27 protein-coding genes are annotated in these 25,575 nt (G+C 61.8%); 10 read left to right on the top strand and 17 right to left on the bottom strand.

Features of this window, described 5'->3' with window-relative positions; translation table 11 throughout:
• Positions 1-14: 14 nt before the first annotated feature.
• The 8 genes from RHE_RS20265 to ffh all read right to left on the bottom strand — a co-directional run bounded on the left by RHE_RS20265 (position 15) and on the right by ffh (position 6,249).
• The gene (locus RHE_RS20265; protein WP_011427155.1) at positions 15-833 is read right to left on the bottom strand and encodes an amino acid ABC transporter permease; all 819 of its coding nucleotides are present in this window, start codon (positions 831-833) and stop codon (positions 15-17) included.
• Between the two features lie 15 nt (positions 834-848).
• Positions 849-1,646, bottom strand: coding sequence for a basic amino acid ABC transporter substrate-binding protein (locus RHE_RS20260; RefSeq protein WP_011427154.1), 798 nt, complete (start codon positions 1,644-1,646; stop codon positions 849-851).
• Positions 1,647-1,784: 138 nt separating this feature from the next.
• Entirely contained in the window at positions 1,785-2,321 is a 537-nt protein-coding gene (rplS, locus tag RHE_RS20255; RefSeq protein ID WP_011427153.1) for a 50S ribosomal protein L19, read from the bottom strand.
• Positions 2,322-2,533: 212 nt separating this feature from the next.
• Positions 2,534-3,235, bottom strand: a complete 702-nt coding sequence (gene trmD / locus RHE_RS20250; protein ID WP_042119088.1) for a tRNA (guanosine(37)-N1)-methyltransferase TrmD — start codon at positions 3,233-3,235, stop codon at positions 2,534-2,536.
• Entirely contained in the window at positions 3,235-3,801 is a 567-nt protein-coding gene (gene rimM, locus RHE_RS20245) for a ribosome maturation factor RimM (RefSeq protein WP_042119348.1), read from the bottom strand. Before rimM ends, trmD begins: the two co-directional genes overlap by 1 nt.
• A gap of 116 nt (positions 3,802-3,917) precedes the next feature.
• Positions 3,918-4,286 carry a 30S ribosomal protein S16 gene (rpsP, locus tag RHE_RS20240; RefSeq protein ID WP_011427150.1) on the bottom strand — a complete coding sequence of 123 codons (369 nt, stop codon included), beginning with the start codon at positions 4,284-4,286 and terminating at the stop codon, positions 3,918-3,920.
• A 48-nt stretch (positions 4,287-4,334) separates the two neighbouring features.
• Positions 4,335-4,655: a chorismate mutase gene (locus RHE_RS20235; protein ID WP_011427149.1), complete on the bottom strand. Its 321-nt coding sequence runs from the start codon at positions 4,653-4,655 to the stop codon at positions 4,335-4,337.
• Between the two features lie 16 nt (positions 4,656-4,671).
• Positions 4,672-6,249 carry a signal recognition particle protein gene (ffh, locus tag RHE_RS20230; RefSeq protein ID WP_011427148.1) on the bottom strand — a complete coding sequence of 526 codons (1,578 nt, stop codon included), beginning with the start codon at positions 6,247-6,249 and terminating at the stop codon, positions 4,672-4,674.
• Between the two features lie 401 nt (positions 6,250-6,650).
• Here ffh and RHE_RS20225 point away from each other — a divergent pair, with 401 nt between their 5' ends.
• The 6 genes from RHE_RS20225 (at position 6,651) to RHE_RS20200 (ending at position 12,053) form a co-directional block, all read left to right on the top strand.
• The gene (locus RHE_RS20225) at positions 6,651-6,875 is read left to right on the top strand and encodes a hypothetical protein (protein ID WP_042119085.1); all 225 of its coding nucleotides are present in this window, start codon (positions 6,651-6,653) and stop codon (positions 6,873-6,875) included.
• A 112-nt stretch (positions 6,876-6,987) separates the two neighbouring features.
• Positions 6,988-7,893 (top strand): diaminopimelate epimerase, encoded by a 906-nt coding sequence (dapF, locus tag RHE_RS20220; protein ID WP_011427146.1) that lies wholly within the window; start codon positions 6,988-6,990, stop codon positions 7,891-7,893.
• The gene (mtaB, locus tag RHE_RS20215; protein WP_011427145.1) at positions 7,890-9,161 is read left to right on the top strand and encodes a tRNA (N(6)-L-threonylcarbamoyladenosine(37)-C(2))-methylthiotransferase MtaB; all 1,272 of its coding nucleotides are present in this window, start codon (positions 7,890-7,892) and stop codon (positions 9,159-9,161) included. Before dapF ends, mtaB begins: the two co-directional genes overlap by 4 nt.
• 16 nt (positions 9,162-9,177) lie before the next feature.
• Positions 9,178-10,746 (top strand): signal recognition particle-docking protein FtsY, encoded by a 1,569-nt coding sequence (gene ftsY, locus RHE_RS20210; RefSeq protein WP_011427144.1) that lies wholly within the window; start codon positions 9,178-9,180, stop codon positions 10,744-10,746.
• 78 nt (positions 10,747-10,824) lie between these two features.
• Entirely contained in the window at positions 10,825-11,469 is a 645-nt protein-coding gene (locus RHE_RS20205; protein WP_011427143.1) for a septation protein A, read from the top strand.
• Positions 11,466-12,053: a DUF2585 domain-containing protein gene (locus RHE_RS20200; RefSeq protein WP_011427142.1), complete on the top strand. Its 588-nt coding sequence runs from the start codon at positions 11,466-11,468 to the stop codon at positions 12,051-12,053. Before RHE_RS20205 ends, RHE_RS20200 begins: the two co-directional genes overlap by 4 nt.
• A gap of 167 nt (positions 12,054-12,220) precedes the next feature.
• Here RHE_RS20200 and RHE_RS20195 read toward each other — a convergent pair whose 3' ends face one another.
• The 5 genes from RHE_RS20195 to ccmA form a co-directional block, all read right to left on the bottom strand.
• Entirely contained in the window at positions 12,221-12,829 is a 609-nt protein-coding gene (locus RHE_RS20195; RefSeq protein WP_011427141.1) for a DsbE family thiol:disulfide interchange protein, read from the bottom strand.
• Positions 12,826-12,993, bottom strand: a complete 168-nt coding sequence (ccmD, locus tag RHE_RS20190; protein ID WP_011427140.1) for a heme exporter protein CcmD — start codon at positions 12,991-12,993, stop codon at positions 12,826-12,828. The genes RHE_RS20195 and ccmD overlap by 4 nt, the downstream gene beginning before the upstream one ends.
• A 3-nt stretch (positions 12,994-12,996) precedes the next feature.
• Positions 12,997-13,758: a heme ABC transporter permease gene (locus tag RHE_RS20185; protein ID WP_011427139.1), complete on the bottom strand. Its 762-nt coding sequence runs from the start codon at positions 13,756-13,758 to the stop codon at positions 12,997-12,999.
• Between the two features lie 47 nt (positions 13,759-13,805).
• The gene (ccmB, locus tag RHE_RS20180; protein ID WP_011427138.1) at positions 13,806-14,465 is read right to left on the bottom strand and encodes a heme exporter protein CcmB; all 660 of its coding nucleotides are present in this window, start codon (positions 14,463-14,465) and stop codon (positions 13,806-13,808) included.
• Positions 14,466-14,700: 235 nt separating this feature from the next.
• Positions 14,701-15,348, bottom strand: a complete 648-nt coding sequence (ccmA, locus tag RHE_RS20175; protein ID WP_011427136.1) for a heme ABC exporter ATP-binding protein CcmA — start codon at positions 15,346-15,348, stop codon at positions 14,701-14,703.
• 261 nt (positions 15,349-15,609) lie between these two features.
• Here ccmA and acnA point away from each other — a divergent pair, with 261 nt between their 5' ends.
• The 3 genes from acnA (at position 15,610) to RHE_RS20160 (ending at position 19,988) form a co-directional block, all read left to right on the top strand.
• Positions 15,610-18,300: an aconitate hydratase AcnA gene (gene acnA, locus RHE_RS20170; RefSeq protein ID WP_011427135.1), complete on the top strand. Its 2,691-nt coding sequence runs from the start codon at positions 15,610-15,612 to the stop codon at positions 18,298-18,300.
• A gap of 232 nt (positions 18,301-18,532) precedes the next feature.
• Entirely contained in the window at positions 18,533-19,273 is a 741-nt protein-coding gene (locus RHE_RS20165) for a DUF1223 domain-containing protein (RefSeq protein WP_011427134.1), read from the top strand.
• 313 nt (positions 19,274-19,586) lie between these two features.
• Entirely contained in the window at positions 19,587-19,988 is a 402-nt protein-coding gene (locus RHE_RS20160) for a DUF2794 domain-containing protein (RefSeq protein ID WP_011427133.1), read from the top strand.
• A 6-nt stretch (positions 19,989-19,994) separates the two neighbouring features.
• Here RHE_RS20160 and RHE_RS20155 read toward each other — a convergent pair whose 3' ends face one another.
• The 4 genes from RHE_RS20155 to RHE_RS20140 all read right to left on the bottom strand — a co-directional run bounded on the left by RHE_RS20155 (position 19,995) and on the right by RHE_RS20140 (position 24,816).
• Positions 19,995-20,552, bottom strand: coding sequence for a GNAT family N-acetyltransferase (locus RHE_RS20155; protein ID WP_011427132.1), 558 nt, complete (start codon positions 20,550-20,552; stop codon positions 19,995-19,997).
• A 106-nt stretch (positions 20,553-20,658) separates the two neighbouring features.
• Positions 20,659-21,387: a Bax inhibitor-1/YccA family protein gene (locus RHE_RS20150; RefSeq protein WP_011427131.1), complete on the bottom strand. Its 729-nt coding sequence runs from the start codon at positions 21,385-21,387 to the stop codon at positions 20,659-20,661.
• 181 nt (positions 21,388-21,568) lie between these two features.
• Positions 21,569-24,112 carry an ABC transporter permease gene (locus RHE_RS20145; RefSeq protein ID WP_042119083.1) on the bottom strand — a complete coding sequence of 848 codons (2,544 nt, stop codon included), beginning with the start codon at positions 24,110-24,112 and terminating at the stop codon, positions 21,569-21,571.
• On the bottom strand, positions 24,109-24,816 hold the full coding sequence (locus RHE_RS20140; RefSeq protein WP_011427129.1) for an ABC transporter ATP-binding protein: 708 nt from the start codon (positions 24,814-24,816) through the stop codon (positions 24,109-24,111). Before RHE_RS20140 ends, RHE_RS20145 begins: the two co-directional genes overlap by 4 nt.
• A 72-nt stretch (positions 24,817-24,888) precedes the next feature.
• Between RHE_RS20140 and RHE_RS20135 the strand changes: the two genes are divergently transcribed.
• Positions 24,889-25,533: an arylesterase gene (locus RHE_RS20135; protein ID WP_042119082.1), complete on the top strand. Its 645-nt coding sequence runs from the start codon at positions 24,889-24,891 to the stop codon at positions 25,531-25,533.
• Positions 25,534-25,575 lie beyond the last annotated feature (42 nt).

Below are 25,575 nucleotides of genomic sequence, written 5' to 3'. Positions count from 1 at the left end.
AATCGTAAGGCGGCTCAGCGCCGCGGCATCTGCTTCATCTTCTTTTCGATCCGCCGCAGAAAAAGCGACAGGCCGATCGTCAGGATCAGGTAGATATAGGTGACGATCGAATAGGTCTCGAAGAAGCGGAAGGAGCCGGAGGCGTAGACCTTGCCCATCTGGGTAATATCGGCCACCCCGAGGACGGAGACGAGCGATGAGTCCTTCACCATCGAGACGAAGTCGTTGGAAAGCGGCGGGAAGATAACCCGGATCGCCTGCGGGAAGACGACGAGCCGGAAGCGGCGGTAGCGCGACAGGCCGAGAGACTTGGCCGCTTCGATCTGGCCGATATCGACCGACTGGAAACCGGCACGGAAGATTTCGGCAATGAAGGAGGAATAGCCGATCATCAGCGCGATGATGGCGCGCCACATCAGGGACAGGTCGCGCACGAGGATCGGTTCAGCGACGCCGCTCTTCACCAAGGGCGTGATGACGAAGTTATAGGATGCAACAAAACCCGGTGCACCGACAAAGGCGACGTAGAAGAGCAGCACGAGCATCGGGATGCCGCGGATGATCTCAATGTAGAAACGGGCGATCTGGCGCAGCACGATGCTGTCGGCCAAGCCGAGCAGCGCGATACCGAGACCAAGCACCGTTGCCAGCATGAAGGCGACGAGCGTCACGAACACGGTGACGCCGACGCCGTTCACTACGGTTCGGAAGACCTGCGTGTAAATGTCGTTGGTGGTGATGACGACGGCGAGGAGGATGCCGATCAGGATAAGGACGCCCAGCCACCAGGGACGGTCGTCCTTCTCATGCCGCAGGAATGGTTGTGGCGCCATCTGCGATCGCTCGGCTTATTCGCCCATCTTGTAGTCGAGGAACCACTTCTTGTTCAGCGCATCGAAGGTGCCGTCCGCCTTCAGCTCTGCGATGGCAGCATTGATCGGACCGACGAGATCGGAACCCTTCGGGAAGATGAAGCCGAAGTCCTCGGTGCCAAGCGGTTCGCCGACCACTTTCAGCCCGCCATTCGAGGAATCGACATAGCCCTTGGCAGCGACGCTGTCGGTCAGGACGAGATCGACGTCGCCTGTTTTCAGCGCCTGCACGGTTGCGCCGAAGGTTTCGAAAAGCTTGATGCGCGGGTTCTGTTCGTTGCCATCGAGGATTTCATAGACGGCGGTATAAAAAGGCGAAGTGCCGGGCTGGGCGCCGATCAGACCGTCGTTGAAGGCGGCAAAGCTCTTGGCGTCGGTGAAACGCTTCTCGTCGCCGCGCACCAGCATGAACTGTTGCGAACGCATATAGGGATCGGAGAAGTCGACTTTCTGCTTGCGGTCGTCCTTGATGGTGATGCCGGTCATGCCGATGTTATACTGGCCGTCGGACACCGCCTGGATCATCGCGTCCCAGCTGGTGTTCTGATATTCGACCTTGAAGTTCAGCCGCTTGGCGATCTCGTTCATCGCATCATATTCCCAGCCGATCGCCTTGCCGGATTTCGGATCGACGAACTGGAGCGGCGGATAGGCATTCTCGGTGACGACGACGACGCTCTTGCCGCCGAGATCGGGCAGTTCGGCAGCCGATACGGCCAGGGGCGAAAGCGTAAGAGCGGCGAAGCTCGCAAGAACGGTGCGGCGAAACAGCATGGGATGGGCTCCAAAATTGACAGCGAAAATTGTCACGGATGATAGGTTCGAGGCAAGGCCGCCGGCTGCTCGGGCGCGCAAAAAAGAGAAAAGGCGATCCGAAGACCGCCTTTCCAGAAACAGAATTTTTCGCAGATCTTATTCTGCTGCCGTTTCAGCGGCTGCTGCTGCTTCAGCGGCGGCCTTGGCTTCCGCAGCTTCTGCCGCTGCCTTTTCGGCGGCGAGCGCCTGAGCGGCTGCAACCTTTTCAGCGTCGATGCGTGCCTTTTCCTCGGCAACGGCGGCGCGTTCGGCGTCGTTGAGCTTGCGGGCGCGAACGCCGGTGTCTTCAACGATACGAGCAGACTTGCCGCGACGGTCACGCAGGTAGTAGAGCTTGGCGCGACGGACCTTACCGCGGCGGACGACGTCGACGCTTTCGATCATCGGCGAGTAGACCGGGAATACGCGCTCGACGCCTTCGCCGTAGGAGATCTTGCGAACCGTGAAGTTTTCCTGCAGGCCGCCGCCGGAGCGGGCGATGCAGACGCCTTCATAGGCCTGAACGCGGGTACGATTGCCTTCCGTGACCTTCACGTTGACGCGGACGGTGTCGCCCGGGGAGAATTCGGGGAGGGTGCGCTTGGCTTCGATCTTGGCGGCCTGTTCGGCCTCGAGCTGCTGAATGATGTTCATCGTCTTAACCTTTGGTTCTTCTGAAACAGCCAGAGCGCTCGACACGGATCCTTTGGGCCAGCCTCAGGATTTTGCCCTTCAAGGGCGGGAGCGGATTCGCCATTCTTTGTTTGCTGGCAGACGGGGCTAACCCCATTTCCGCGTGCGCCAATACACGAAAGGCCGGAGCTTGTCATCCCTCGCACGACATTTTTGTGAAGAGGAGGGTGGAATCAGCCGTTTTTCTCTGATTCAACCTTTTCGAAGAGATCCGGCCGCCGCTCCCGCGTCAGCCGCACCGCCTCCTCGTGGCGCCACTTTTCGATGGCGCCGTGGTTGCCGGATGTCAGAATGGAGGGGATTTCCCGGCCTTCCCACTCCTGCGGCCTCGTATAATGCGGATGTTCCAGCAGTCCGCCTTCGAAGCTTTCATGCAGGCCGGAAAGATCGTTGCCCATCACGCCGGGCAGGATGCGGATGATCGCATCGAGCACGATCAGCGCCGCCGGCTCGCCGCCCGACAGCACGTAGTCGCCGACCGAGACCTCTTCCAGTCCGCGCGCTTCGATCACCCGCTGGTCGACGCCCTCGAAGCGGCCGCAGACGATAACGACGCCGTCACCCGCCGCAAGCTCGCGCACGCGCTGCTGCGTCAGCGGCCGGCCACGCGGGCTCATCAGCAGGCGCGGGCGGGGGTCATTTTCACCGGCACTGTCGATCGCGCGGGCGAGAACGTCAGCCTTCAGCACCATGCCGGCGCCGCCGCCGGCCGGCGTGTCATCGACGGTGCGGTGTCTGTCGGTGGCGAAATCGCGAATCTGCACCAGATCCAGCGACCATTGCCCACGCTCCATCGCCTTGCCGGCGAGCGAGAAGCCAAGATGCCCCGGAAACATTTCCGGATAAAGTGTCAGTACGCGCGCCCGGAAAGCCATTACTTCTTCTTTTTCGGCTTGCCCGCAGTGAACTGCGAAAGCTCGGGGTCGTCGACCAGTCCCGCCGCAAGCGGATCGATCAGGAGCGTGCCGGCTTCGAGATCGATTTCCAGCACAGAGGCTTCCGAGAAGGGAATGAGAACGGGGCGCTTGCCCGGTCCCTTGAGCTCCAGGAGATCGCCGGCGCCGAAATCGAAGACGCCGGTGACCGTTCCGTAGCTGACGCCCTTGTCATCAAGCGCTTCGAGCCCTTCGAGATCGGCATAATAGAATTCGTCGTCCTCGAGTTCCTCGTCCGGCAGGTTATCTCGCTCGATGTAGAGTTCAAGTCCGTTCAGCGCTTCGGCGGCGTTGCGGTCGTTGATGCCGCGGAAGCGGACGACGACGACGTTCTTCATCTCGCGGATTTCGAGGATTTCGAAGCTGCGTCCGTCCGTGCTGTGCAAAAGGCCGTAATCGCCGAGCGCGGTGGGATCGGCCGTGTAGGCCTTGGCGCGCACTTCGCCGCGCAGCCCCTGCGCGCCGCCGATCGTCGCCATCAGAACGGGGTTTTCAAGCTTTGTCATGGGTTCCTTCATGTGAAGCCGGAAAGACAGGTTTCTCATAAACGAAGTGCGGGTAATTGGAAATGAAAACGGGCGGCATGTCGCCATGCCGCCCGTTCGATTGGGGAAGCCCCCGATTATTCTGCGGCGTCGGCAGCAGCAGCGGCGTCAGCGGCCTTCTGAGCCTTTTCGGCGGCGCGTTCCTGGGCGCGCTTGCCGGGCTTTGCCTTGATCGGGTTGTTCTTGGCTTCGCGCTTGGCAACGCCGGCTTCATTGAGGAAGCGCAGAACGCGGTCGGTCGGCTGGGCACCGTTGTCGAGCCAGTGCTTGATGCGCTCGGCGTTCAGCTGAACGCGCTTCTCGTCGTCCTTGGCGAGCATCGGGTTCCAGGAACCGAGGTTTTCGAGAAAGCGGCCGTCACGCGGGCTGCGCGCATCGGCGAGAACGACGTGGTAGTACGGGCGCTTCTTGGAGCCACCGCGGGCGAGACGAATTTTCAGTGCCATGTTCTTTACTCCTTAGGCTTTTCTTGACCGCTTTGTGAGGCGGTAGGGTTATCGGGCTGCGGCGCTCTGTTCAGCGTGATCCGCAGCGATCTGCTCATGATGCCGGATGACTTCCTTGATGACGAAGTTCAGGAACTTCTCGGCGAAATCCGGATCCAGATTGGCGGCCTTCGCCAGCTGGCGAAGGCGTTCGATCTGGTATTCCTCGCGCGCCGGATCGGCCGGCGGCAGATTGTATTTGGCCTTCAGCACGCCGACCTCTTTAGTGCAGCGGAAGCGTTCGGCCAGCATGTGCACGAGAGCGGCATCGATGTTGTCGATCGACTGACGATAGCTCGCGAGCTGGGCTTTGACGTCTGGATCAATCATGGGGCAAGCGATCCTTTCACTTCTTCTTCGGCAAACCGGGCAATCCCGGGAAACCACCGCCGAGGCCCGGCAGCTTGGCGCCGCCGAGGCCAGGCAAACCACCCGGCAGACCGCCGAGACCGGGCATACCCCCACCCGGCTTTCCAAGCCCCGCCGCTTCGGCCTGCTTCTGCAGGGCTTCGAGCTGCCGGGGATCGATATTCGAGAGATCGGGCATGCCGCCACCCATGCCGCTGCCAAGCCCCATCTTGCCGGCAAGGCCGCTCATCATCTGCTTCATCATGCCGCCTTTGCCCTTGCCGCCCATCATCTTCATCATGTCGGCCATCTGGCGGTGCATCTTCAGAAGCTTGTTGATGGCGGCGGCATCGGTGCCGGAGCCGGCGGCGATGCGCTTCTTGCGCGAATGCTTGAGGAGGTCGGGATTGGCGCGCTCGGCCTTGGTCATCGACTGGATGATGGCAATCTGGCGGCCGAACAGCTTGTCGTCGAGGCCGGCGGCAGCCATCTTGTCCTTCATGCCCGCCATGCCGGGCATCATCCCCATGATGCCGCCCATGCCGCCCATCTTCTGCATCTGGCGCAACTGATCGGCGAGGTCGTCGAGATCGAACTTGCCCTTGGCCATCTTGGCGGCCATGGCGGCCGCCTTCTCGGCGTCGATGTTCTCAGCCGCGCGCTCGACGAGCGAGACGATGTCGCCCATGCCGAGGATGCGGTCGGCGATGCGGCGGGGATGGAATTCCTCGAGCTCGCTCATCTTCTCGCCGACGCCGATCAGCTTGATCGGCTTGCCGGTGACGGCGCGCATCGACAGGGCAGCACCGCCACGGCCGTCGCCGTCCATGCGGGTCAGCACCAGACCGGTGATGCCGACGCGTTCATCGAAGTTGCGGGCGAGGTTGACGGCATCCTGGCCGGTCAAGCTGTCGGCGACCAGCAGGATTTCATGCGGGTTCGAGCGCTTCTTGATGTCGGCCATCTCGACCATCAAGGGCTCGTCGATATGGGTGCGGCCGGCGGTATCGAGGATGACGACGTCATGGCCGCCGAGCTTGGCCGCCTGCACCGCACGGGCGGCGATATCGGTCGGCGACTGGCCAGTGATAACAGGCAGCGTGTCGATGCTGGCCTGGGCGCCGAGCTGGCGAAGCTGCTCCTGGGCTGCCGGACGGCGCGTGTCGAGCGACGCCATCAGCACTTTCTTCTTCTCGCGCGTCGACAGGCGATGGGCGATCTTGGCAGTTGTCGTCGTCTTGCCGGAGCCCTGCAGGCCGACCATCATCACGACCACGGGCGCGGGCGCATGCAGATCGATGCCGACACCTTCGCCGCCGAGCATCTCGATCAGTTCGTCATGGACGATCTTGACGACCATCTGGCCGGGCTTGATCGACTTCAGGATCTCGGCGCCGACAGCCTTTTCACGCACGCGGTCGGTGAAGGAGCGCACGACATCGAGCGCGACGTCTGCTTCGAGCAGCGCACGGCGAACCTCGCGCAGCGCTGCGGAGACATCGGCTTCCGAAAGCGCGCCACGGCCTGTCAGTCCATTCAGAATGGATCCAAGACGGTCCTGGAGGTTTTCAAACATCGGCTCTTCCTTGATACGTTTCGGGCGGGTTCGATCTGCCCGGAAACGTCGTGCTTTTCCTTGACGAAAACAAGACGCAAAGCCAAAAAGCACCCGAGGGCGCATCGCGCTGTCGGGTGTTGACCTCCGGGATCTCAGGTCCCGGTCGGCGGCTCGGAGTCATGCGGCTCGTCGCGGATTGGGCGCGATAAACAGGAAAGCGGCGGGAAAGTCAAGGCGAATGCGGGCGGATGATTCCACTGCAGGCTTTTCGGAAGCGGTGCCACGTAGGGGCGAGCGGTTAAATTCCCGCCCACAGTTCAAATTCGCTATTCAGGCGAGTTGCAAAATCTTCTGCTTGTGATTCTATTTTCTACTTAAGTGCGTCCTGTAAAATGATTCGTGAATATCCTTGATGCCGGATGATCCGGCGGAGATATCGAATGATCAATGCTGATATTGAAAGTTGGGCGCTGGCACGGGCCCATCATATTGTCCTCAACGAAGGCCTTAGTCTTGCAAAAGCGGCACAGGATCTGGATCGCAAACGGTCCCGCTCGCTGGTCTACGAGCTGAGAAAGGTCATCACCGCCGCTATCGTCGAGGCGCATGCGGCGTCGTTCGAGCCCGACGGCGGGCAGCGGTAGAAGCCGGACGGCCCGCAACCTCGGTCGGCTGCAACGCGCGCATGGCACTCACCCACTGGTAATTCCCTCGCGTTTCCGCCATATACAGCGGAAAGACGGACGGAATGATATCATGAGCGCAACGGTCGAATTCGCGAGGATGAACGGGCTTGGCAACAAGATCCTGGTCGTCGACATGCGCGGTCGGTCCGACAAGGTGACGCCGGCGGCGGCGGTCGCGCTCAATGCCGATCCGCAGACGGAGTTCGACCAGATCATGGCGATCCATGATCCGAAGGCGGACGGCACCGATGCTTTCATCGACATTTTGAATTCCGACGGCTCGAAGGCGCAGGCCTGCGGCAACGGTACGCGCTGCGTCGTGCAGGCGCTCGCCGCCGAGACCGGGCGAAAGGCCTTCACCTTCCAGACGGTCGCCGGGATCCTCAATGCCATCGAGCACGAGGACGGGACGATCTCCGTCGATATGGGCAAGCCGGTCTTCGATTGGGACAGAATCCCGCTCGCGGAAGAATTCCATGACACCAGCCGCATCGAGCTGCAGATCGGCCCGATCGACAATCCGCTGCTGCATTCGCCGTCGGCCATGTCGATGGGCAATCCGCATGCGATCTTCTGGGTGGACAAGGACGTGATGTCCTATGATCTCGCCCGCTTCGGGCCGCTGCTGGAAAACCATCCGATGTTTCCCGAGCGCGCCAATATCACGCTGGCGCAGGTGACCTCGCCGACAACGATGACAACGCGCACTTGGGAGCGCGGCGCCGGCCTGACGCTTGCCTGCGGTTCGGCCGCCTGTTCTGCCGCCGTCAGCGCCGCGCGCACCGGCCGCACCGGCCGCAAGGTAAAGATCAATGTGGCAAGCGCCAAGCCGCCGGCCATGCTTTCGATCGAGTGGCGCGAGCGCGACGACCACGTCATCATGACCGGCCCGGCCGAATGGGAGTGGTCGGGCAGGCTCGATCCTGCGACCGGTTGCTGGTCGCGAGATGATGCCCGAGAGGTCGAGGCGCAGTGAGCGGCATCGAGGTCATTACCTTCGGCTGCCGCCTCAACACATATGAATCCGAAGTGATGAAGGCGCAGGCCGAGAAGGCCGGGCTCAACAATGCCGTCCTGGTCAATACCTGTGCGGTGACCGGTGAGGCCGTGCGTCAGGCCCGCCAGGCGATCCGCCGGGCGCGGCGCGACAATCCGCATGCCCGCATCATCGTTACCGGTTGCGCCGCGCAGACTGAGAAAGAGACCTTCGCCGCCATGGCAGAGGTCGACGCCGTGCTTGGCAACGAGGAGAAGCTTTCGAGCGCCTCCTATCGCAGCCTGCCTGATTTTGGGGTTTCGGCCGAAGAGAAGCTGCGGGTCAACGATATCATGAGCGTGAAGACGACGGCGCCGCAGATGATCAGGCATATCGATGGCCATGTGCGCGCCTTCATTCAGGTGCAGAGTGGGTGCGACCATCGCTGCACCTTCTGCATCATCCCCTACGGTCGCGGCAATTCCCGCTCCGTGCCGATGGGAGCCGTCGTCGACCAGGCCCGCAGGCTCGCCGACAGCGGTTACCGCGAGATCGTCCTGACCGGGGTCGACGCCACCAGCTATGGCAGCGATCTGCCGGGAACCCCGACCCTCGGGCTTCTCGCCAAGACGCTCTTGAAGCAGATTCCGGATATCCGCCGCCTCAGGCTTTCCTCGATCGACAGCATCGAGGCCGACGCCCATCTGATGGATCTCATCGCCGAAGAACCGCGCTTCATGCCGCATCTGCATCTGTCGCTGCAGCATGGCGACGACATGATCCTCAAGCGGATGAAGCGCCGGCATTCGCGCGCCGATGCGCTGCGTTTCATTGAGGACGTACGCCGTCTTCGCCCGGAGATGAGCTTCGGCGCCGATATGATCGCCGGCTTCCCCACCGAAACCGAAGAGATGTTCGCCAATGCCGTGCGGCTAGCCGAAGAGGCCGGTATCGCGCATCTGCACGTTTTCCCCTACAGCCCGCGTCCCGGCACGCCGGCCGCCCGCATGCCGCAGCTCGACCGGTCGCTCGTCAAGGATCGAGCCGCGCGGCTCCGCGACACTGGACATAGGCTGCATCAATCCCATCTCGATGGCATGGTCGGAACCCGGCAGTGGCTGCTTGTCGAAAACAACGGCCTGGCGCATACGGAAAACTTCACGCTGGTCGCGGCCGCCGACCTTCGTCCCGGCGAACTTGTGCCGGTGACGATCACCGGCCACAATGGCAAGCATCTCGACATGCAATTGACGGCCGCAGCGGCCTGACTTTCACGGAATCCCCATGGCGCTCAGTTTCATCAAAAAGGTCTTCACCTTCGGCAAGCCGGCTGAAGAACCCGTGCCTGATGCCGTTGAAAGAGAGCTCGAGCCGCGCTCGCGCGACGAAGATCTGCCGATCGTGGACGATCCCGTTCTTCCCCAGGAAATGGATACGGCCGGCGGACCGGCAGCGGATGTCGGCGAGGGTGGGGCCGAGGAATCGGACCTCCCTGATGAGGCCTTGCCTTTGCCTCCCGCAGATCAGATGAGCGATTTCGGCTTGGTGCCGCTTTCACTGCTGGAAGCCGAGGCTGAAGCAGAAACGCCGGCAACTGCAGAGAGCGAGGTGGAAGAAACCCTCTCTGTCCCTTCGGGACATCTTCCCCACCAGCGGGTAGATCGTTCGCAGGCCGACGCGCCAGTTTCGATCGAAGAGACCGTTGAGGTAACAGAAGCGCTCTCGGAAGAAATTCCTGCTGAGATGGATGTGAAACAAGACATCTCCATTCAGCCGATCTCTCCCCCTTTGGGGGAGCTGCCCGGCAGGGCAGAGGACGGTATCTCCTCCGAACCTGCGGCGGAACAGCCAAAGCCGGAATCTCCCATCCTCCCCAAAGGTTTTGCCACTGGCCCGGCAATCATCGAACCGCAACCCATTGCCCCGCAGCCGAAACTCAGCTGGTTCCAGCGGCTGCGCAATGGGCTTGCGCGCACCTCCTCGCAGCTCACCAACCAGATCACCGCTCTCTTCACCAAGCGCAAGCTCGACGACGAAACGCTGCAGGATCTCGAAGACCTGTTGATCCAGGCCGATCTCGGCGTCGAGACGGCGCTGCGCGTCACCGACACACTCGCCTCCGAGCGCTACGGCAAGGACGTTACCGGCGAGGATGTCAGCCGCATCATGGCGTCCGAAATCGCCAAAGTCCTGAAGCCGGTCGCCAAGCCGCTGCAGCTCGACCTCTCGCACAAGCCGCATGTCATCCTCGTTGTCGGCGTCAACGGCACCGGCAAGACGACGACGATCGGCAAGCTGGCGGCGAAGCTTTCCGGTGCCGGGCTGAAGGTGATGCTGGCGGCCGGCGATACCTTCCGCGCGGCAGCGATCGAGCAGCTGAAGATCTGGGCCGAGCGGACGAACTCGGAATTCGTCGGCACCAAGCTTGGCGCCGATGCTGCCGGCCTTGCCTATGATGCCTTCGAACAGGCGAAAGCGAAAAAATGCGACGTGCTGATCGTCGATACCGCCGGCCGTCTGCAGAACAAGGCCGAGTTGATGGCGGAGCTCGAGAAGATCGTGCGCGTGCTCGGTAGGCTCGATCCCGATGCGCCGCACACCGTGCTGCAGACGCTCGACGCCACGACGGGCCAGAATGCCCTGAGCCAGGTCGAGATCTTCCGCAATGTCGCCGGCGTCAACGGGCTGATCATGACCAAGCTCGACGGCACGGCGCGTGGCGGCATTCTCGTCGCGATCTCCGCCAAGCACAAGCTGCCGGTCTATTTCATCGGTGTCGGCGAGGCCGTGGACGATCTGGAGCCCTTCGAGGCCGAGGATTTTGCCCGTGCCATTGCCGGGCTTCCCCAATGATGCCACAGATATGCCGCCGAAAGCCTGCAAGGGACGGTCGGGAATCAGGTTTTCAGGAATAGCAGGTTCGAAGAACGCATGACCACCGAAAGCGATATCACGCCGAGCGCGGCCGACCGCCATCATCCGATGCTGAAACTGGCGCTGGAACTCGGGCCGCTGTTGATCTTCTTCTTCGCCAATCTGCGTGGCCAATGGCTGGTGGAAAAATTTCCCGCCCTTTCCGAACTGGGCGGGCCGCTGTTCGTAGCGACCGGGCTTTTCATGGCGGCGACGGTGATTTCGCTTGTGGTTTCGAAGATCGTGCTAGGTCATCTGCCGATCATGCCTTTCGTGTCCGGCATCGTCGTGGTCATCTTCGGCTCTCTGTCGATCTGGCTTCAGAACGAGACCTTCATCAAGATGAAGCCGACTATCGTCAACACGCTCTTCGGGGTGGCGCTGCTCGGCGGCCTCGCCTTCGGCCGGTCGCTGCTCGGCTATGTCTTCAACGCCGCCTTCCAGCTCGATGCCGAAGGCTGGCGCAAACTCACCATTCGTTGGGGCGTCTTCTTTCTGTTCCTCGCTGTGCTGAACGAAGTCGTCTGGCGCAATTTTTCCGACGATACCTGGGTCGCATTCAAGGTCTGGGGCACGATGCCGATCACCATCATCTTCACGTTGGCGCAGATGCCGCTGGTGCTGAAACACAGCCTCAATCCCGAAATGGACGGCGAAAAGTGAGCGCTGCAGACGTCGAATATCGGGTCAGGCATCAGGCCTTCTGGTTCGTCGCGTGTCTTGCGGTCCTGGTCGCCCAGATCATCGCCGAATATCTGATGGGCCGCGTGCCGATCTGCGCCTGCGGTTACGTCAAGCTATGGGAAGGCGGGGTCAATACCAGCGGCAATTCGCAGCATCTTTCCGACTGGTATACGCCGTCGCATATCATTCACGGCTTCCTTTTTTACGGGCTTGGATATCTCATCCTGCGCCGCAAGCCGCTGGCGGCACGGCTGCTCTTGGCGCTGATGATCGAATCCGGCTGGGAGCTGCTGGAGAATTCGCCCCTAATCATCGACCGCTACCGCACGGCGACGATGGCGCTCGATTATTACGGCGACAGCATCCTGAATTCGGCGATGGACACCGTCTTCATGTGCCTCGGCTTCTTCTTTGCAGCGCGGGCGCCGGTGGCGCTGACGGTCGTGATCGCCATCTTCTTCGAGATTTTCACCGGCTATGTGATCCGCGATAATCTGACACTGAACGTGCTGATGTTGATCTGGCCGGTGGAGGCGATCAAGGTCTGGCAGGGTGGGCTATAGCCCGAACCCCTCCCCACAGGGGGGAGGGACTAACGAGTTGCGCCGACTGCGGCCACCAGCTGCCTTTCTGCGGATGAAAAGTTGAGATGGAAATTAAGTGGGAGCGGTATTCAAGCCCCTCCCCCTTGTGGAGAGGGGTTGGGGAGGGGCCTTAACCGAGATGAAATTTACGAAGCCGGCTTCGCCAGCGCCTTTTCGATTGCCGGAAACAGCCCTTCCTTCAGGCTGATATCGTCGAAGGGGCCGACGCGTTTGTAGAGGATCGTGCCGTCGGTTGCGACCAGGTAGCTTTCCGGTATGCCGTAGACGCCCCAATCGATCGCCGCCTTGCCGTTCGGATCGACGCCGATCGCCCGATAGGGATTTCCGAGTTCGCCGAGGAAGCGCAGGGCGTTGTCGTTCTTGTCCTTGTAGTTGATGGCGACGATGTTGAGCCGACCGTCCTTCGCCAGTTCCTTCAAGATCGGGTGTTCGTCGCGGCAGGGGATGCACCAGGAGGCGAAGACATTGACGAGGGTCAGCTTGCCCTTGATCGCCGCATCGGTCAGCGCCGGCAGGTTCGCGCCGTCGAGCGGCGGAAGGTTCAGTGCAGGCGCCTTGGTACCGATCAGGGCCGACGGGATTTCGGCGATGTTTTTGCCATGGAAATCCTGGTCGTAGAGCATCTTTGCGGCCGTCGCGGCAATGGCGCCGAAGACGATTAGCGGCAGAAGCGCCAGGGCGTAGCGGCTAAGTCCGCCCGGCTTGCCGGGGTTGCTTTCGGGTGTTCCGCTCATTCGCCGTCCCTCGCGGGCGCCGAGCGGCGGCGAATGCCGGCGGCTTCGAGGGCTGCGAGTTCACGCCGGCGCGCCCGGCCGTCGGCCCAGGTCCAGAGCGTGACCGCGATAGTCACGAGCGCCGCAAAGCCGTAGGAGGCGTAGACGTAGAAGGCATGCGTCATGATCTACTCCTCCCGGCTCGCCATCCGGGCGGCAATGCGGCGCTGTGCGGCGATGCGGCGGCGCCAGATCTCGTTCCTCATCGCCATGATGTGCAGGGTAAAGAAGAGGAGGGTGAAGGCGATTGCCATGACGAGCAGCGGGCGCAGGAATTCCGGGTCGATCGCCGGACCGCCTATCCTGAGCACGCTGGCCGACTGGTGCAGCGTGTTCCACCATTCGACCGAGAACTTGATTATCGGAATGTTGACGAAGCCGACGAGGATGAGCACGGCCGAGACTCGCGCCGCTCTCGACGGATCGCCGATGGCGCGGCTCAGCGCAAGCAGGCCGAGATACATCAGAAAGAGCACGAAGACCGAGGTCAGGCGCGCGTCCCACACCCACCAGGTACCCCACATCGGCTTGCCCCAGAGCGAACCGGTGACCAGCGCGAGCAAGGTGAAGGCGGCGCCGAGCGGGGCTGCGGCCTTGGCGGAGACGTCGGCCAGCGGATGGCGCCAGACCAGCGTGCCGATCGCCGAGATGCTCATGATCGTGTAGCACATCATCGAAAGCCAGGCCGCGGGCACATGGACATACATGATGCGCACGGTCTCGCCCTGCTGGTAGTCGCCTTCGGTGGAAAAGCTGAGATAGAGGCCGACCGCGAAACAGAGGGCGGTGATGCTGGCCAGCCACGGAATAACGCGCGCCGCCAGCGCCAGAAACCGCGTCGGGTTGGCGAGATCGCTGAATTTACTGATGGCAAGGCTCGGTTCGCTCATGACCGCTTCCTTATCTTGATCCGGCTTTTCCCGCAATCGAATGCCAATCAATCCGCCGTGTTTCGCAGCGCAAGGGCGGCGGCAGCCGGGCCAATGACGGCGAAGAACAGCGTGAGCGCGATAAGGATGAGAAAGGGCGGCAGGAACGGTGCGGGATCCTCCACCGCGGCATAGATGGCGCTGACGCCGAAGATCAGAACCGGGATGGTCAGCGGCAGGACCAGGATCGAGACCAGCAGGCCGCCGCGGGGGAGCGCCACGGCAACGGCGGCCCCGACGGCGCCGATGAAGGTGATGGCCGGCGAGCCGACAAGAAGCGTCAGCATGGTCGCGCCGATCGCCGCCTCGTCCATGTTCATGAAGAGGCCGAGCAGCGGCGAGGCGATGACCAATGGCAGGCCGGTGGCGGTCCAATGGGCGAAGCATTTGACCAGCACGGTGAGGACGAGCGGCGTTTCCTGCATCAGCATCAGGTCGAGGGATCCGTCGTCGCGCTCGGCCTGGAACAAGCGGTCGAGGCCGAGAAGGGCGGAAAGCAGCGCGCCGATCCAGACGATGGCGGGGCCGATGCGCGAGAGCAGCTTGAGATCGGGGCCGACGCCGAACGGGATGACGGCGACGACTGTCAGGAAGAACAGCACCCCGATCAGCGCGCCGCCGCCGGCGCGGATCGAGAGTTTGAGATCGCGGAGGAAGAGGGCGGTCATGCGGGGCGCTCCGTGTCGAGGCCCAAGTAAGACCCCGCCCCAACCCCTCCCCACAAGGGGGAGGGGCTAAACCGCGGCCCGCAATGGCCGCCAAAGGCAAAGGGTTCGCCGGCTGTTACCGTTCGGCCGACTGTGACGGTGAGGTTTGAGCGAGACAGCACGGCATTATAGCCCCTCCCCCTTGTTGGGAGGGGTTGGGGAGGGGTCTTAGATCCCTGTAAGTATCCGCAGACCATCATCCCCACACCCCCCGATCCACGCCGGCAAAGCCCGTCATCTTCAATTCCTGCGCATTCTTCAAGCCCAGCGGCTGATGCGTCGCCGCCAGGACGATGCCGCCTTTTGCCAGATGCGCTTCGATCAACCCGGCAAACAGCCGGTCGGCGCTGGCGTCGAGTGCGGCTGTGGGTTCGTCGAGAATCCAGACGGGGCGGTGGGCGACGAGCAGTTTGGCGAAGGCGAATCGGCGCTGCTGGCCGGCGGAGAGATAGCCAAAGGGAAGATGGGAAATTCCCGACAAGCCGACGGCCTCAGTGGCGTCCTCGACGGAGAGGTCGGCAGAGCTGCAGGTACTTCGGAGAAAGTGACGCCAGAAGTCCAGATTTTCTGCAACCGTAAGTTCATTTTTCATTGCGTTGCGATGGCCGAGGTAGTGGCTGACCTCGCCGGGATGCTGGCCTTCCGGGCTCTCTTTATCGCCGAAGATCACAGTGCCTTTTTCCGGCTTGAGAAGGCCGGCGACGACGCGCAGTAAAGTGGACTTTCCCGATCCATTTCTCCCCGTCAGCACAAGCGCCTCGCCAGCTGCCAAGTAAAAGGAAATGTTAATGAAAATCATATCCTCACCGCGCCTTGCGGCCAGATTTTCGGCGGTGAGATGCATGTATCGGTTCTTTCTTCGTTGCGGCTTCGGGCGGGCTCAAAAAATCTCGGATTTTGACTGTGCACGGGTATGGCAAGTTTTTAGGAAATTATCTATAAGACCTGCAACCACGCCAGCGGTCGGCGTGAATTTCATCCTTGCGCCGAACTTGGAGCATCTCTCCACGTGCGGACAGCGGAAATGGCCGTACCCGCATCCTGATGTGCATTAAGTGCATAGGCGTTCGCACGACTGTGTTGGCTATCAGAAACGGGGCCTCTCGTGTCTAAATCTCTTGACAGTTTCAATTGTCGTTCCACGCTTTCGGTGAACGGGAAGGATTATGTCTATTACAGCCTGCCCAAGGCTGAGGCAAACGGCCTGCCCGGCGTCTCGAAGCTTCCCTATTCGATGAAGGTGCTGCTCGAAAATCTGCTGCGCTTCGAAGACGGCCAGTCGGTCACCAAGGAACACATCCTGGCCGTCGCCGCGTGGCTGAACAACAAGGGTGCCGTCGAAAACGAAATCGCCTATCGCCCGGCGCGCGTGCTGATGCAGGACTTCACCGGCGTTCCCGCCGTCGTCGACCTTGCAGCGATGCGCGACGCGATGGTGTCGCTCGGCGGCGATCCCGAAAAGATCAACCCGCTCGTTCCCGTCGACCTCGTCATCGACCACTCCGTCATCGTCGATGAATTCGGCACGCCGCAGGCTTTCGCCAAGAACGTTGAGCTCGAATATCAGCGCAACGGCGAGCGTTACCGCTTCCTGAAGTGGGGCCAGCAGGCCTTCAAGAATTTCCGTGTCGTTCCTCCGGGCACCGGCATCTGTCACCAGGTCAATCTCGAATATCTCGGCCAGACCGTCTGGACGAAGGAAGAAGACGGCGAGACGATCGCCTATCCCGATACTTGCGTCGGCACCGACAGCCACACGACGATGATCAACGGTCTCGGCGTTCTCGGCTGGGGCGTGGGCGGCATCGAAGCGGAAGCGGCGATGCTCGGCCAGCCGGTCTCGATGCTGCTGCCGGAAGTCATCGGCTTCAAGCTGACCGGCAAGCTCAAGGAAGGCGTGACCGCGACCGACCTCGTTCTGACCGTCGTGCAGATGCTGCGCAAGAAGGGCGTCGTTTCAAAATTCGTCGAATTCTTCGGCCCCGGCATGGACAACATGCCGCTCGCCGACCGTGCGACGATCGGCAACATGGGTCCGGAATACGGCGCCACCTGCGGTTTCTTCCCGGTCGACGGCGAAACCATCAACTATCTCACCATGTCCGGCCGCACGCATGACCGGATCGCGCTGGTCGAAGCCTATTCGAAGGCCCAAGGCATGTGGCGTGAAGGCGACGGCTCCGATCTGGTCTTCACCGACACCCTGGAACTCGACCTCGGCGACGTTGTGCCGTCGATGGCCGGCCCGAAGCGTCCGGAAGGCCGCATCGCGCTCGAAAACATCGCTTCCGGTTTCGCCGGCTCGATGGATGCCGATTACAAGAAGCCCGGCCAGCTCAACAACCGCTATGCGGTCGAAGGCACGGATTTTGATCTCGGCCATGGCGACGTGGCGATTGCCGCCATCACCTCCTGCACCAACACCTCCAACCCGTCGGTGCTGATTGCCGCCGGCCTTCTCGCCCGCAATGCCGTTGCCAAGGGCCTGAAGACCAAGCCGTGGGTCAAGACCTCGCTGGCGCCGGGATCGCAGGTCGTCGGCGAATATCTCGCCAAGTCGGGCCTGCAGGCCGATCTCGACAAGCTTGGCTTCAATCTCGTCGGATTCGGCTGCACCACCTGCATCGGCAATTCCGGCCCGCTGCCGGCGCCGATCTCGAAGACGATCAACGACAAGGGCCTGATCGTATCGGGCGTGCTCTCCGGCAACCGTAACTTCGAAGGCCGCATCTCGCCGGACGTTCAAGCAAACTACCTCGCTTCGCCGCCGCTCGTCGTCGCCTACGCGCTTGCCGGCACGGTGCAGAAGGATTTGACGAAGGAGCCGATCGGTGAAGACCAGAACGGCAATCCAGTCTACCTCAGGGATATCTGGCCGACCTCGCACGAGGTGCAGGAGTTCATCCAGAAGTATGTGACCCGCGAGCTGTACGAATCCAAATATGCCGACGTCTTCAAGGGCGACGTCAACTGGCAGGCCGTTCAGGTCCCGCCGGGCCAGACCTATGCCTGGGACGACAATTCGACCTATGTTCAAAACCCGCCTTACTTCGTCGGCATGGGCAAGAAGGGCACCGGCGTCGCGGATATCAAGGGCGCCCGCGTCCTCGGTCTCTTCGGCGACAAGATCACTACCGACCATATTTCGCCGGCCGGTTCGATCAAGGCGGCATCGCCGGCAGGCGCCTACCTCATCGGCCATGACGTCGCGGTTGCCGACTTCAACCAGTACGGCACGCGCCGCGGCAACCACGAAGTGATGATGCGCGGCACCTTCGCCAACATCCGCATCCGCAACCACATGCTCGGACCGAACGGCAAGGAAGGCGGTTACACCATCCATTACCCGTCGAAGGAAGAGACCTCGATCTACGACGCCGCCATGCAGTACAAGACCGAAGGCGTGCCGCTCGTCATCTTCGCCGGGGTCGAATACGGCAACGGCTCGTCGCGCGACTGGGCGGCCAAGGGCACCAACCTGCTCGGCGTCAAGGCGGTGATCGCTCAGTCCTTCGAACGTATCCATCGCTCGAACCTCGTCGGCATGGGCGTTATTCCCTTCGTCTTCGAAGAGGGCACGACCTGGCAGAGCCTCGGTCTCAAGGGTGACGAGCTCGTCACCATCGAAGGGCTTGATAAGATCAAGCCACGCGAGAGGAAGATCGCCAAGATCACCTATGGCGACGGCACCGTGAAGGAAGTTCCGCTGCTGTCGCGCGTCGATACGCTCGACGAGGTGATCTACCTCAACAATGGCGGCATTCTGCAGACTGTTCTGCGCGATCTCGCTGCCTGATTTATAAGAGAGTTGATTGATAATGGCCGCCGGAGAGCAGTTTCCGGCGGCTTTTCTTTGCGGCGACAGTCTTTGCCGGAGGCTCACGATGATTTGTTTCAGCTGCGTTCCGGTCGAGCTGCGGTCTCACCCCTTCGTGATTTTTCGTTTGGACTGGGAAGGATTATTCGTACTCTGATATCTCAGAGCCTTCGGTTCCAAAACGCCGGCGCTGAAAAAGAGGTGCAGGTGAATGTCCCCCCGTTTCTTGATTTCGCTGATCGCCGGCGTTGCTTTTGCTGGCTCGCTGCATGCCGAAGACGGCAAGCCCAAAGGCGTCGTCGAGCTTTTCACGTCGCAAGGCTGCTCCTCCTGTCCTCCCGCTGATGCCGCCTTCCGCAAGCTGGTGAACCAAGGCGATGTTATTGCGCTCGCCTACCACATCGATTACTGGAATTATCTCGGCTGGGCCGATACGCTGAGCTCGAAGGAAAATACCGAGCGGCAATATGGCTATGCCAGGACGATGGGCCGCAGCAACGTCTATACGCCGCAAGCCATCGTCAACGGACGCGGCCATTTGGCCGGCGCCGATCTGAACGGCATCAACAGCAAGATCGACACTTACAGCAGCGAAGGCAACGGGCTGACCATCCCCGTCAGCGCGGCAATGCGCGGCGACGAGTTGGAGATCAAGATCGGCGCCGGGCAGGGCAAGGCCAATGTTGTGATGGTCTATTTCGACAAGGAAAAGACGATCGACGTCGAAAAAGGCGAAAACAGCGGCAAGAAAATCTCCTATCTGCACAGCGTCACCAATGTCGAAACCGTCGGCATGTGGGACGGCAAGGCGACCAGTCTGACGCTGCCGGCGAGCGTCCTGCAGCGACCGCAACTCGAGGGCTGCGCGATTCTGCTGCAGTCGGCGACGGCCGACGGCGATCCGGCAGCGATTCTCGGCGCAACCGTGGTGATGGCGGGAAAAAATATCTGATATTTCGCCCGATGACGGGTGAAATGCCGGGCGGCCCGGCCGAGCGTATTCGGGGCTGGGGTTAAGGTCGATACGCTCCGCCGGGCCCTTTGGCGCGCTGGCGCCAAACCGGGATGCATAAATCCCCTGCAAATGAGGCGCTGTTTTGACTGAAATGCGGCACAGGGGAGAAAGCATTGCTTGGTCCCCAACGAAGGTGCCTGGACGTGCGGCGCTGCGGTACGGCCAAATGTGAGGGGCCGCACTCTTGCAATTTGCGGCGGCTCGGGCAAACTGTCACTCTCCTGTCACAAGCGGAGGCCTTGGAGACCTGATGACAGATCAGCCGGATTTGCGACACGGCGAAAGCCGCTCCGTCGACAATAGTTCCTCGGTCGTCGTCGATCTCAGGGAGTACAAACAAAGCAAGGACCCGCTTCCGGTGACCTTCCAACGGCGTGAGCTGGACGCGATCCTCTGGATCTACGGCCGCATGGTCGGCGAGGGGGAATGGCGCGATTACGCCATCGACCATCTGAAGGACAGAGCAGTCTTTTCCGTCTTCAAGCGCTCCGGCGAGATGCCGCTCTTCCGGATCGAAAAGAACCCGAAGCTTGCCGCCAAACAGGGCGCCTATTCTGTCATCAACGTCAACGGCATGATCCTGAAGCGCGGGCACGAGCTGAATCAGGTCCTCAAGGTGTTCGACAAGGCCTTGAAACTCGTCGATAAATAGCTCTCATCAGCCCATAAACAGCGTACCGGGATAGGTAGAGGGATCCGGATCGGTCGTCATGCCCGCGCCGAGGCCGCGCTGCATCAGCATCGTGTCCAGCCAGCGGCCATGCTTGTAGCCGGTGCCCTTCATCAGGCCGACCTCCACAAAACCTGCCTTCAGATGGAGCGCGATCGAGGCCGGGCTCGCGCCGCCGATGACGGCTACCATCTGACGAAAGCCAAGCGCGGTGCAGCGGTCGATCAGCTCGGCCATCAGTGCCTTGCCGACGCCACGGCCGCGGGCTTCGGGCGCCAGGTAGATCGAATCCTCCACCATCCAGCGATAGGCGGGGCGGGTGCGGAAGGCCGACGCATAAGCGTAGCCCAGGAGTTTCCCGTCAGCATCGGTTGCGGCGACATAGGGATATTGCTGGCTGACGATCGCGGAAAAACGCTGGGCCATTTCGGCCTCGTAGGGCGGCGCAATCTCGTAGCTTGCAACGCCATTCAAGACCGAGTCACGATAGATCTCCGTAATGGCGGGGATGTCGGCTTGGGAGGCGTCGCGCAGGAGGAAGGACATCGGGCGGCAGGTCCATCGAAAGAGCAGGCTCCTCTAAAATCACTCCCGCGAAACCGGCGCAACAAAAAAGGCGGCCGAAGCCGCCTTTTCGATCTCAATGCGCCTGTTATCTGCGGTTGCCCATGAACTGCAGCAGGAACATGAAGAGGTTGAGGAAGTCGAGATAGAGCGTCAGTGCGCCCATGATCGCCTTGCGACCGGCGACAGCGACGTCATCGGCTTCATAATAGAGTTCCTTGATCCGCTGCGTGTCGTAGGCGGTGAGGCCTGCGAAGATCAGCACGCCGATCACGGAGATCGCGAACTGCAGCGCGGACGACGCCAGGAAGATGTTGACGAGCGAGGCGATGATCAGGCCGAAGAGACCCATGATCAGGAACGAACCCATCGCCGATAGGTCGCGCTTCGTCGTATAGCCGTAAAGCGACAGCGCGCCGAAGGAGGCGGCGGTGACGAAGAAGGTCTGAACGACGCTCTGGCCCGTATACACCAGGAAGATCGACGAGAGCGACAGCCCCACCAGGGCGGCGTAGATCCAGAAGGTGGTCTGGGCGGCGGACACGCTCATCTGATGAATGCGGAAGCTCAGGAAGAAGACGACCGCAAGGGGGGCAAGGATGACGACCCAGCGCAACGGCGACTGGAACAGAAGCACGCCGAACTGGGTGAGCTGGCCGTCCTGGACCGCGAAGTTGAAGCCGAGATATGCGGCCACGCCGGTGATCGCCAGGCCCAGCGCCATCAGGTTGTAGACCTTGAGCATATAAGCGCGCAGGCCTTGATCAATCATCTCGCCGGTCTGGACGCGGCTTTGATAGTTACGAAGATCAGCCATAGTTTCCTCTTACAAGCTCCGAAGGAGATACGGTGTCGGGGTTCTCGACCCGGGCGCCGCTGCGGAGCTCCAGCATGCCTGCAGACAATATGAGGCTTTCGCGCGGGGCAAACAAGGGGTTTGCAAGGGCTCGGCCGGTTAAATCGCCGTAAGGTGAATGCTGTTTGGCGGCGCTATCTACCTAAAGCTCACGAAGGACAGGCGCCGCCTTCTGACCGAGGATGCGCCAGGTGCCGATGAGGCCGATGCCGACGGTGAGGACGAGTGCCGTCACCAGCGTCAACCCTGCCACATCAGGCAGGAAGGTGGACGGCAGCCGCATGATGCGGGCGACGATAAACCAGGCGGCGATACCGCCGGCAATAAGCGCGAAGATCGCAGTCGCCAGCCCGAGGATCAGATATTCGTAGCTGAAGGCACGAATCAGCATCGCGCGGGTGGCGCCCAGCGTCTTCAGCACCACCGCGTCGTGGGTGCGCGCCCTGTTGCCGGCGGCGAGCGCCCCGGCAAGGACAAGAATCGAGGCGATCAGGGCCACCGATGCTGCGGCACGGATCGCGGTCGCAAGCTGCGCAACGAGCTGGTTGACGATATCGATCGCGTCCTTGACGCGCACGCTGGTGATCGTCGGATAGGTGTTGGTGACGGATTTGAGGATCGCCGCATCTTCGGCCGGCGTCGAGGCAGGATCGGTCAGGGTTGCGAGCCAGGCATGCGGGGCGCCGCGGAAGGTATTCGGCGAGAAGACCATAACGAAATTGATCGACAGTGATTCCCACTGGACGCGACGCAGATTGGCGATCTTCGCCGTGATGTTGCGTCCGAGCACGTTGACGGTGACGGTATCGCCGATCTTGAGGCCGAGCTCGTGCGCCTCTTCCGAGGAGAAGGAGACGAGCGGCTCGCCGCTGTAATCCTTGTCCCACCAGCTGCCTTCGGTGAGCGCGGCATTTTCCGGCAGCGTGTCGGCGTAGGTGATGCCGCGATCGCCGTTCAGCACCCAACGGCCGGCAGCCGGCACGTTCATCTTGGTGACGTCCTCGCCGTTGAAGGCGACGATGCGGCCGCGCAGCATCGGCACCTGCATGAGCTTGCCCTTCGGCGCTTGCGCCTGGACGAGGTTGCGGAAGGCGTCGACCTCGGCGCTCTGAATATCGACGAAGAAGAAGTTCGGCGCTCCCTCGTTCATCCGGCCGGTCAGCTGCTGGCGCAGGTTTCCGTCAATCAAGGTCAGGGTCACCAGTAATGCCAGGCCGAGGCCGAGCGACAGCACGACTGATGGCGTCAGCGCGCCCGGGCGGTGGATGTTGCCGATCGCAAGCCTGAGCGCCGGCGAGTTGACGCGCGGACTGCGGCGCGCGAGCCAGGCGATCAGAGCGGCGACGAGGCGCAGCACGACAAAGGCGAAGACGATCGCGCCGACGAAGACGATGGCGATGAAACGATCATAGGCGGTGAGGACGGCAAGGCCGGCAAGTGTTGCCATGAAAAGGGCGGCCAGCAGGATATAGGGCCAGGACGGCAGGCGGCGGGCCTCGAAGCCCTGCTCGCGGAAGAGCGCCGTCGCCGGCACTTCGCGGGCATGGCCGAGCGGCAGGATGGCGAAGGCGAGCGTCGTCAGGATGCCGAAGAGCGCCGCAAGCAGCAGGGCGCCGGGATAGAGCGTCGGCGCTGTGGACACCGGCAGGAATTGCGCCAGGAACTGCGCGGCGAAGATCGGCGAAAGGGCGCCGACGACGAGGCCGATCATGACGCCGCCAAGGGCGATGATGCTGATCTGGAAGAGATAGATCAGCACGACGACGGCGGCCGGCGCACCGAGGCATTTGAAGCTGGCGATGGTGGTGCGCTTGGAATCGAGGAAGGCACGCACCGCGTTGGCGACGCCGACCCCGCCAACGATCAGCGCGGTGAGACCGACCAGCGTCAGGAATTGCGAGAAACGGGTGATGTTTTCGGTAAGCGAGGGGGCCGCCCGGTCGCTGGTGCGAATCGCCCAGCCGGCGGAAGGGAATTCCCTGGATGCGCGCGCCTGAATGCCGGACATCGCGCTCTTGTCTTCCAGCCGGATCTTGTAAGCATGTTCGACGAGGCTTCCGGTCTGGATCAGCCCCGAAGCCTCGAGTGCCCGGCGGCTGACGAGCAGGCGCGGCGCAAAGCCGAAGCCCTCGGAGAGGGCGTCCGGCTCGGTCTTGACGGTGCCGGTGATGCTGAGTTTGACATTGCCGAGCAGCAATTCGTCGCCCACCGCAAGGCCAAGCCGATCGAGAAGCAGCGGGGCTGCGACCGCGCCATAGGTGCCGCTTTGGGCCGAAAGCAGGGCTGCAAGCGGATAAGCCGGCTCAGCCGCGAAGCTGCCATAGAGAGGGTAAGCGTCGTCGACCGCCTTGACCTCGACCAGCGCTTGGTCGGAACCATCAGGCTTGCGGGCCATCGACCGCAGACCTGTCGACACCGAGACGGTGCCGAGACTTTCGAGGAACCGCATTTCCTGCGGTGTGGTCTCGCGGTTGTTGAGCTCGAAGCGGACGTCGCCGGCCAAGAGCTCCTGCCCCTGCGAGGCGATCGTGTCGGTGATCGACTGCGAAACCGAATTGACGGCGGCAATCGCGCCTGTGCCGAGCGCGATGCAGGCGAGGAAAATGTAAAAGCCGCGAATGCCGCCGCGCAGCTCACGGAGCGCCAGGCGAAAAGCAAGCGCGGTGCGCGGCGCGATCATCCTCATGCGATTGCCGCCTCGCTGCGGCGGGCGGCGCTGTCGCCTTCGATCCGGCCGGAGCGAACGCGGATCTGGCGCGAGCAGCGGTTCGCAAGCGAGACGTCGTGAGTGACGAGCAGCAGGGTCATGCCGCGTTCGGCCTGTTTGGCGAAGAGAAGGTCGGCGATCTGGCGGCCGGTCTCGGTATCGAGATTGCCGGTGGGCTCGTCGGCGATCAGCAAAGCGGGCGAGGGGGCCAGCGCCCTTGCGATCGCCACGCGCTGCTGTTCGCCGCCGGAAAGTTGGCCCGGATAGTGGTTCAACCGTTCGCCCAGGCCGACGGAATTCAGCTCGCGATGGGCGATTTCGAAGGCGTTGCTGATATTGGCGAGTTCCAGCGGCACGGCGACGTTTTCCAGCGCCGTCATATTGGCAATCAGGTGGAAGGACTGGAAGACGATGCCGATGTTGCGGCCGCGGAAATCGGCGACCTCGTCCTCGCTGAGCGCATGGAGCGGCGTGTCGTTGATGTTGATTTCACCGCTGTCGAGCTTCTCCAATCCAGCAAGCACCATCAGCAGGGTGGACTTGCCGGAACCCGATGGGCCGACAATGCCGACGGATTCGCCGGCTAATATATCGAGGTCGATGCCCTTCAGCACATGGACGGAAGCGGCGGCACTGCCAAGGGTCAGATCGGCGCTCTTCAACTCGATGATGGTTTTTGCCAACGGAAATCGCCCTATATTAATCTCTAAGCGAATGGCCGCATGACGGCACCTCGCCAATCTAGGGAAGCCAGAATGAGATTTAAAGTTGCCGCCCTTCAATTCACCGTCATCGCCGTCTCGCTGATTTTTGCAAGTGCCGCCGCTGCCCGAACGATCAATCTCGTCGGGTTGGGGGACAGCCTGATGGCCGGCTATCAGCTGGCGCCCGGCGAAGGTTTCCCCGAAAAGCTGCAGGCGGCCCTGAAGGCGAAGGGGCTCGATGTTGCCATCGCGAATGCCGGCGTGTCGGGCGACACGACGACAGGGGGGCTTGCCCGCATCGACTGGTCGGTGCCTGACGGGACCGACGGCGTCATCCTGGAGCTCGGCGCCAACGATGCGCTGCGCGGCATTCCGCCCGAAGAGAGCGAGAAGAACCTCGACCGTATGATTAGTCGCCTGAAGGAGCGCGGTATCGCTGTGCTCCTCGTCGGCATGATGGCGCCGCCGAACATGGGTGCGGACTATGCGGAGCGCTTCAATCCAATTTATCGGAAACTTTCGGAGAAATACGAAGTTCGGCTGTATCCCTTCTTCCTCGATGGGGTGGCGCTCGATGCGGGGCTGAAACTCGATGACGGGATGCATCCAAATGCGAGAGGTATCGACGTCATGGTCGAAAAGATGGAAGCCGATGTCACAAATTTCGTCGGGACGATTTCTAGTGTGAAGAAATAGGGGCTTGCGCGCTCATTGATTGCGTGATTCCGTGTAAGCACC

The organism is Rhizobium etli CFN 42 (assembly GCF_000092045.1).
GTDB lineage: Bacteria > Pseudomonadota > Alphaproteobacteria > Rhizobiales > Rhizobiaceae > Rhizobium > Rhizobium etli.
Note: the sequence above shows the minus strand (reverse complement) of the source record. Positions and strands in the feature narration are given on the sequence as shown.